This window comes from Cronbergia sp. UHCC 0137 (assembly GCF_034932285.1).
Taxonomy (GTDB): domain Bacteria; phylum Cyanobacteriota; class Cyanobacteriia; order Cyanobacteriales; family Nostocaceae; genus Cronbergia.
The window spans coordinates 2,531-9,530 of the sequence record NZ_JAYGHC010000095.1; the positions used below are offsets into that span (position 1 = coordinate 2,531).

General features: G+C 34.8%; 10 protein-coding genes. 8 read left to right on the plus strand and 2 right to left on the minus strand.

What is annotated here, in order from left to right; genetic code table 11:
• Positions 1 to 41: 41 nt before the first annotated feature.
• The gene (locus tag VB711_RS25945) at positions 42 to 602 is read right to left on the minus strand and encodes a DUF4126 domain-containing protein (RefSeq protein ID WP_323289317.1); all 561 of its coding nucleotides are present in this window, start codon (positions 600 to 602) and stop codon (positions 42 to 44) included.
• Positions 603 to 1,765: 1,163 nt separating this feature from the next.
• On the opposite strand from VB711_RS25945, the gene VB711_RS25950 reads away from it, so the two are divergent.
• Together VB711_RS25950 and VB711_RS25955 are read left to right on the plus strand one after the other, a co-directional pair.
• Entirely contained in the window at positions 1,766 to 2,161 is a 396-nt protein-coding gene (locus tag VB711_RS25950; RefSeq protein WP_323289318.1) for a hypothetical protein, read from the plus strand.
• A 174-nt stretch (positions 2,162 to 2,335) separates the two neighbouring features.
• Positions 2,336 to 2,725, plus strand: coding sequence for an MAPEG family protein (locus tag VB711_RS25955; protein WP_323289319.1), 390 nt, complete (start codon positions 2,336 to 2,338; stop codon positions 2,723 to 2,725).
• 98 nt (positions 2,726 to 2,823) lie between these two features.
• On the opposite strand, the gene VB711_RS25960 is transcribed toward VB711_RS25955, so the two are convergent.
• On the minus strand, positions 2,824 to 4,173 hold the full coding sequence (locus VB711_RS25960; RefSeq protein WP_323289320.1) for an NB-ARC domain-containing protein: 1,350 nt from the start codon (positions 4,171 to 4,173) through the stop codon (positions 2,824 to 2,826).
• 233 nt (positions 4,174 to 4,406) lie between these two features.
• On the opposite strand from VB711_RS25960, the gene VB711_RS25965 reads away from it, so the two are divergent.
• From VB711_RS25965 to VB711_RS25990, 6 genes are all read left to right on the plus strand, one after another.
• Complete coding sequence (locus tag VB711_RS25965) at positions 4,407 to 4,592, plus strand: hypothetical protein (protein WP_323289321.1); 186 nt, start codon at positions 4,407 to 4,409, stop codon at positions 4,590 to 4,592.
• A gap of 125 nt (positions 4,593 to 4,717) precedes the next feature.
• Positions 4,718 to 4,918, plus strand: a complete 201-nt coding sequence (locus VB711_RS25970; RefSeq protein WP_323289322.1) for a hypothetical protein — start codon at positions 4,718 to 4,720, stop codon at positions 4,916 to 4,918.
• A gap of 79 nt (positions 4,919 to 4,997) precedes the next feature.
• Positions 4,998 to 5,249, plus strand: coding sequence for a hypothetical protein (locus VB711_RS25975; RefSeq protein ID WP_323289323.1), 252 nt, complete (start codon positions 4,998 to 5,000; stop codon positions 5,247 to 5,249).
• A 190-nt stretch (positions 5,250 to 5,439) separates the two neighbouring features.
• Positions 5,440 to 5,997, plus strand: a complete 558-nt coding sequence (locus VB711_RS25980) for a hypothetical protein (RefSeq protein ID WP_323289324.1) — start codon at positions 5,440 to 5,442, stop codon at positions 5,995 to 5,997.
• A gap of 49 nt (positions 5,998 to 6,046) precedes the next feature.
• Positions 6,047 to 6,517 (plus strand): hypothetical protein, encoded by a 471-nt coding sequence (locus VB711_RS25985; RefSeq protein ID WP_323289325.1) that lies wholly within the window; start codon positions 6,047 to 6,049, stop codon positions 6,515 to 6,517.
• A 215-nt stretch (positions 6,518 to 6,732) separates the two neighbouring features.
• Positions 6,733 to 7,000, plus strand: a 268-nt coding sequence (locus VB711_RS25990; protein ID WP_323289326.1) for a toxin-antitoxin system TumE family protein, incomplete at its 3' end; no start/stop codon positions are given.

The following is a 7,000-nucleotide window of genomic DNA, read 5'->3' on the forward strand; positions in this document are numbered from 1 at the left end:
TCAATTGAATCCGTGATCGTGATGGGGATAAGCTTCTTCCCCTACTCCCTACTTGTCAACTGAGTGCGATTTTGCCAATACCAGCCATACCACTGTTTGGCGCTACGAACTGCAAACCAGAGGAGGATCAGAGCAATTAATCCTCCTTTTCGGGGTGCATCTACAGCAAAAAGCACTAGGGTAATACATAGGCTATCCTGTAGAAAAACTGCCCATAGGGGTAAACCACGTAACCGATAAAACCAACCCACCACAACTAACTGAATGACCAAAGCCAAACAACCACCAATACAAGCAATTAACCAGCTTGGTGTTGATGTTGCCGATGCTACAGCCAACCCCATAATTGCTCCCACGAAGGGCGACAAAATTAACTGAATTTGTTGTAATATTCTTTGGCCAATCAGCTTTTTTGAACCAAATAGTTCAAATAATGACCAACTGGTAAGCAGCCAAAGCAAAATATGGGGAGAAAACCGTGATAATATGGGAATATGAGACCAGAGTTCATTACCTTGCAATAATCCAATAATTAGCAAAGGTGTACCTAATCTCATTCCTGCTGATGCAGCGGCTGACAGTGTAGCAAGGATTTCAATCATGGGGACATCCCAAGGGTGATTTGATGAGCAAAGAGTTATTGTTAATACTTCCTCTCGCTCATGATGATTTCTGAAAAAAAGTTAAATTAATCAATATCCTGATCTTGGATAATGTCTGTATTTATAGGCAATCTAGTTACCTATGATTTCAGCCTCAGCTATAAAAAGGCAAAATACCAGATACAAAAATTTTTATGTATCTTCAACTAAGGATCGTGGATTTAATAAGGTGTCAAACTTTATTTGAGGTTTCTTATCATACACCAAAACAATAACCGAGAATTACAGGTTATTTCATCCAAGATCCTAAATGTTCAATTGTTCTGAGCTAGGAGAAAAAAGATTGGCTAAATATATTAATTCACATGGTTTAAATGTGAACTTACAGCAGTTTTCATGTTTTTAAACTACATTCTGATTGGCTTATTTTTTATCAAGGTCAGCGCAGTATTAGCGCGAAATAAACAAAATGTAATTTATTTACATGAAAATTGCTTGATGAGGTGCGATGTGAGGTTGATTTGAAAAAACTTCAGATTGAAATTTTAAAAATCTATCATATCACATAAATCCTAAGAATTGTCAAATATTAATTTTTTTATCTGAGCGTCCATTGGCTAAAAGCCTACCGTCCGCACTCAGAGAGATGAAACTGACCCTTCCTAAATGATTGGTGAGGGTTTGCAAGTTTCAGGCTTTTGGAATCGTATGTTAGTTCGTTCGGTGCGTCAGATAGAGAAAATCTGTTGTGTGCCAAATTATCGGGTCTGACGCACCCTACAAGAAATAAAAGTATCGGTTCAATATACTTGAGAAGTCCATAACTTGCGTTTTTACATCCATATATACCCTTTAAGCAAAAGCTCAAATTGTAACCTTGATAAGTATATCAACAGTTGTTGCTACTACTCGTAAGTTAGGAATCAGCTTTTTTGAGTATGTGCGTGACCGCATTTCTCAACTTGGGAATATTCCCTCTTTGGCAACTCTTATTCGTGAACAATCTTCTCTCAATTCTTTTGGTTGCTTATGGATGCCTGAATAACTCTCTCCCCCGAATTATTGAGGGGATACGAAACAAATATGTTATAATTGATTTGACTTTAACTGCTTGAAATCTTAACCCCTATTTAAAAATCCAAGATTTATAGGATGTATCAACCATGAAACAACCAATACCATCATTTAAAATCCAGAAACTACCAGAACTAAAATCAAGACTGGATAAAGAAAAAAATCTGTCTAGAGTATGGGAATTTTATATGGATCACTTTTCTGATCATAAAGAATTTACCGACTTAGGAGAACCTATTAAAGATTCTTTCCTGGAAAAAGTAGTACCTCTCATCAGCAAAAAGATTTTTAAAGAAACTTCCCAAGATTTATTTTTAATTACTATTCCTGAATATCAATTTATTCATGGTAGTTTTTTTGTAGGAAACCGTATTGGTGCATTAATCTATTTTGAACAAAGCCTGAAAGGGATGATTGCTATTTCAGAATTACCTCCATCAAATATGGTGCAGTATTCCCGCTTTAGTGGACAAAAGTTAGATTAATTAGGACTTGCTGGAAAAGTCTTTTGGTTAGGGCTAGGAGTTATGAAACCCAACGCATTTGTTGAATTGTCCGTAATTTTACCCCCTTCTCAAGCTAAAATAAAGCGATCGCAAACTTTTTTTATATTACCAGATATACTTATAATAAGTTTTTTAGGTTTTAATTAATTTATTATGTCACCTTGGACAAGTCTAATAACTGCTCTTGCACTTCTGCTCTATTTAGTAGTTACAATTAACGTCGGTAGAGCCAGAGCCAAATACAAAGTACAAGTACCGCAAATGACAGGAGATCCTAATTTTGAAAGGGTGGTACGTGTGCAACAAAATACCCTAGAGCAGTTGGTTCTATTTTTACCTGCTCTATGGTTATTCTCCTTCTATCTTAACCCATTGTGGGCTGCTGGTATCGGTGCCGTTTGGCTTGTCGGTCGTGTTGCTTACGCTTGGGGATATTATCAGGCTGCGGAAAAACGGTTTATTGGCTTTGCCCTTGGTTCTCTTAGCAGTATAGTCTTACTATTGGGTTCACTGATTGGTATTGTGTTATCTTTAACTCGCTAATAACGTAAGTTGCCAGATTAAGGAAGGTGCGTCAGTATCTTAAAGTTAGTGATTTTACCGTAAATTATTCTGTCTGACGCACCCTACAGACTACAAATCTACTTATCAAGTATTTTGATATATTCTTTAAAAATTGGGGACAAATCAAACTGGGTTTTATCTGCTTTGATTTTGGTGATTAAATAGCGTTTTTGCAAGGATTCTAAGGCGTTAATAAAGTCCGTGGATGACAAGTTTAAGTTTTGCTTTAAGGTTTCCCTAACGACAGGTTCTTTAAATTTGCTTAATTCAAGGACTAGTTGTTGTTCTAGGGGAGAGAGTTTTGTGAATAGCTGTTTAAATTGCGATCGCATTTGATTGGTCAAAATGAGTTGGTTTTCTGCTAAAAATTCGCCAACACTATCATCAAAAAAATCTTTAATTAAGATGGTCACGTCTTGAATATATTTGGGATTACCTTGATATAGGTTAATGAGAAGTGTCCAACTTTCTGGATCTTTCAAATTTTTGTTTTCAAGAATTTCTGTATTATTTAATCCTGAAAGTTCTAAGCATTTGATAGGATATAATTCTTTATCCAAACAGTGCATTTCTGGACACTGTTCTTGACTGATTAAAATAATGGTGCTTTGATGCTGGCTTTCGGTGAGGGTTTTAAACCAGTTTTGATAATCGAGATATTGGGTTTGATATTGACCTGCTAATTCGCCACTGATAAAGAGATTTTGGATGTCATCTAAAATAATTAGAGATTTTTTCTCGGTTAACAGTGCAGAAATTTGTTTGATTTTATCGCTGATATTATCTTGAGATTCTTGATGGCAAGTGGTTAATATTTCATTAAGTGATGATTCTAAAGTGTTAGGAAATTTGAGATTTTTCCAGATAATAATTTCAAATTTTTCGAGATTTAAGTCAACAAATTTTTTAACAAGAGTAGTTTTACCAATACCCGATAAACCCAGGACAGAAATTAAGCGAATATTTTGATTTAATATCCAATTTGAGAGTTTTTCTATTTCAGTTATTCTATTATAAAAATGAATAATTTTAGGAGCAAAAGTTAAATCGTAATAGTTCTTATTCTTATCATCTTCTTGTTGATAATTATCTTGATTTTCTTTAGTGCAAATATTAAAACTATTACTGCTATTTGTATTATGACTCTGTATAGTAATTGGCGATTGAGCTAATCGTAATCTTTCCATAGTAGAACGAAAATTCAGTTTATTAATATCCTCTCCTAATTGTTCTGATAAGAGTTGCCATAACTGATAACCCACATCTCCTACATGATTTTTTGTTGCATGGTGTTCTTGGGCAATATTTCCGTAGGTTTGTCGTTGCCAAGTTCCTTCTATCACAGCTTTTTGAAGATCGTCTAGACCTTTGCCCGTTTTCTCCACTACTAAGTGATCGACGAATTGTAACACTTCATTTACATTCATTAACCTTTACCAAACAAGAGTTTTACAAATTGTACCAAGTTTTGATCCGATCTTTTCCGTTTTTTTATTGAGTTTTCGTAACAAAAGTACCGTATAAATCCGTTTTTTAAAAGGTTGTCAAAGCTAGAGGGTTTTGTTATGCTCAGTGAAAATACAGCAAAACGGCTACAGTATAAGCGATATTCAGGCTTGGCTAGTCATAAATCGCTGACAATTCTAGCAGGGTTATCCTTATGGCTAAATTTGTTCTGGATAGTTACGCGCTTGATTCTAAAAAGTCTGAAGCTAAGGCTAAGGTGGCGGGCGCGTTGGGTTCGAGTGTGTCGATTTCAGGGAATGAAATAGAGGTTCCTAGTTATTCGGCTGAAAAAGTGGCTCAGATTTTGAGTCAAGTTGGTATCAAGTATTCAGGAGGCTGATTAGTACCGCTTATATTTACAGGAGCTAGTTCATTGCCAATGATTTTTGTTATGTTTTTACAGCAATAGCTACGTTTTGAATGACTAGATCCGAATAAAACTAGATTAAGAGAGTAACTTAGAAAATGAGCAGACCACTGGAACACGCTTTAAAGCATCTCGCGAGTCATGCTATTCGTCATGGCATCAAAGAACTTCCAAAAATTACCAAAGAAGTTACAGAATTTACTAGCAAGCTAATTGAGGATCAAAAAAGGAAACAAGAAGATCGAAAAAGACAGCAAATCGAAGAACAAATTCAAAAAAAGTTCTTAGAGCGTCAGTAACTAAACGATTAACTTGCTTTGCTTGAATTAATTTTTGTGTTTGTTGTCAACTCGTCAATAGAATTAATGGAGTATTTTTATGAGCTTATTTAGTCAAGGTGCAGAACTTATTGGTGACTTAGGTTTTCGGGTCATCAAAAATTCGGGCAAGGTTCTTTATGGAGCGGGACAATCAATTGTAGGAATAGTCTCTGAGGATGAAGAACTTATCGCAAATGGAGTTAAGAATCTTGGAGACGGAGCAGTTGGCTTAAGTATTGGTCTAGTTGCTAAAGCTATTAAAGGAGATAGCTCTGATGATGATAGTGACGACAATGATTTAGATGTATAGTCACAATCTTTTCTTTGTCTATAATTTCTATTTTGGCTAACCTTGTTAGGTATTTTAAAAGTGCTGAGGCTAAAATAGCCAATGCTTCAGCACTTAGCAATATCAAAATTTATGTTTACACAATAAAGATTTTTATGTCCCTATTCCCTGGGGTCTCTATAAAGTAATATCAACTAGTAAAATTAACAACATGGATAAAATCGAAATAAGACCAGAAAATTCCACACCAAAAGGATTTATAAAATTTTGTTATTATTTTCTTATTGGTCTTGGTTTATTCAGTTTGGTTGCTGGTATAGGATTTATATTTATAATATTTGGTGTTTGGGCTTTGTTTATTAATCCAAAAAATGTTGAAAAAAATTATCCTATTAGTTATACATTGACCACACAAGAGCTTATCGCTCATCGGTCAGGGGGGGGCGTATTTTGGAGTATCCCTTGGAGTGATATTGAATCAATATACATCATTTCTTTTCATTGGGCTTCACCTAAGTCATTAGGATTAAAATTAAAAGAATACTCAAATTTTTTAGAATCAATAGAACGCAGTAAATTAAATAGCTCAAATAGTTTTTCTGAAAAACTTAGATTGTTGTCTTTTAACAAGATTTTTCTAAATAAGTATTCGAGGGCTTTGTCTGGAGGTAAGTCTGATGTTATGATTCCTTATCAGGGTTTTGATCGTTCTGCCCAAGACTTTGCTAATCTTCTGCAAGTTTATATGGCATATTCAAGTAGTTTATAAGATTTTTAATTTTTATTGTGTACTTAATTAAAATGAACATAAATAAAAAATGAACATAAATAAATTAATCACATTGATGCTTATCTTACCTTCTCTGATCATTTCTCTGTCAGGGTGTAGAGGGGCTGGCAAGTATGTAGATGATGTTGTTCGCAGCGTCGATAATAATGCGGATGATGTTGCTAAAAGCGTCGATAATAATGTAGATAATGTTGTTAAAAGCGTCGATAACAATACAGATGAAATTATAAATATTGCCAAAGAAAGATTAATTGAATGTGCCAAGGATGCTAGTAAAAGTTCCGTAGAACAAACGCTTAAAACAGCGATTTCTTCAGGTTATAGGCAAGTTTCTGTCGAATATTTACTCAATGTGTCAATGAATGCCATACAAGAAGAGTGTGTTGAGGTAAAACTAGCAAAGATGACGTATGATTCCTTATCAAGAGAGTCAGCCAAATCGTCAGTTTCATCTGCTGAAAGTGAATATCAAGGACAGATAGAATTTGTTCTACCTTAATCGTAATCTGTCAGTGCGATCGCCGCTTTCGTAGAGTGCGTTACTTAACGCGCCTTTTTGCTTTTAATTATGATTAATTTGTAATTATTATGCGTTACGCTAACACATCCTACTGTTACTATTTTAAAAAAATTTAGTGCGATCGCTCAACTGTGCCGTTCGGATCATAATATTGCTACTCGACAGACTTTAAATATATTGCTACAATGCAATATATGAAGGCCACTCTAATCGCCAAAGCAAAAGAAGTTAATGACGACGGATCAATCGTCGAGGTTGTTATATGGGAATTACCAGAGCCAACACCACCAAGCACACATAAATACAAATACAGATTATTTTACGGGCAGAATGGAAAATTTAGAATTAGATATGACAACGAACGCGGAAAAGGAGATCATAAACATATAAACTCACACGAAATAGATTACAAGTTCACAAGCATTGATACATTGCTTGACGATTTTGAAAGAGATATTGAAA

Coding starts and splice junctions, on each gene's coding strand:
- VB711_RS25975 (WP_323289323.1), top strand. CDS start 4,998: ATGAGCTTATTTAGTCAAGGTGCAGAACTTATTGGTGACTTAGGTTTT.
- VB711_RS25985 (WP_323289325.1), top strand. CDS start 6,047: ATGAACATAAATAAATTAATCACATTGATGCTTATCTTACCTTCTCTG.
- VB711_RS25980 (WP_323289324.1), top strand. CDS start 5,440: ATGGATAAAATCGAAATAAGACCAGAAAATTCCACACCAAAAGGATTT.
- VB711_RS25970 (WP_323289322.1), top strand. CDS start 4,718: ATGAGCAGACCACTGGAACACGCTTTAAAGCATCTCGCGAGTCATGCT.
- VB711_RS25950 (WP_323289318.1), top strand. CDS start 1,766: ATGAAACAACCAATACCATCATTTAAAATCCAGAAACTACCAGAACTA.
- VB711_RS25965 (WP_323289321.1), top strand. CDS start 4,407: ATGGCTAAATTTGTTCTGGATAGTTACGCGCTTGATTCTAAAAAGTCT.
- VB711_RS25955 (WP_323289319.1), top strand. CDS start 2,336: ATGTCACCTTGGACAAGTCTAATAACTGCTCTTGCACTTCTGCTCTAT.
- VB711_RS25945 (WP_323289317.1), bottom strand. CDS start 602: ATGATTGAAATCCTTGCTACACTGTCAGCCGCTGCATCAGCAGGAATG.
- VB711_RS25960 (WP_323289320.1), bottom strand. CDS start 4,173: ATGAATGTAAATGAAGTGTTACAATTCGTCGATCACTTAGTAGTGGAG.